The organism is Corynebacterium sp. HMSC072G08, from assembly GCF_001809185.1.
Lineage (GTDB): Bacteria > Actinomycetota > Actinomycetes > Mycobacteriales > Mycobacteriaceae > Corynebacterium > Corynebacterium phoceense.
The window spans coordinates 1-239 of the sequence record NZ_KV796446.1 but is presented as its reverse complement, the minus strand read 5'-3'; the positions used below and the strand labels follow the sequence as shown (position 1 = coordinate 239).

General features: G+C 60.3%; 1 protein-coding gene. It reads left to right on the top strand.

Annotated elements, in window-relative coordinates; translation table 11 throughout:
- Positions 1–239 (top strand): hypothetical protein (locus HMPREF2559_RS13040; RefSeq protein ID WP_168162246.1); only part of this gene is annotated, 239 nt, incomplete at both ends.

Sequence of the window (239 nt, the reverse complement as noted above, 5' to 3'; positions counted from 1 at the left end):
GATGAGGTCGGCGCGAGGCTTGCCAAGCCGAAGACCCGCGTGGAGTCTGCCCGCCATACCTATGGCAAAGACGGTTGGCACCGTTTGGTGATTAACACCCAGGACCCGTGGCTGATGGATATGCTCGGCGCGCTGCCCGGCGATAACCTGCTTGACGGGTTCAAACAGTTTGTCGCTGGCGGGGAGCAAATTCAGGCACCGGCTCGTGCTGCGCATGTGGTTATTCGTCTCGATGAGCA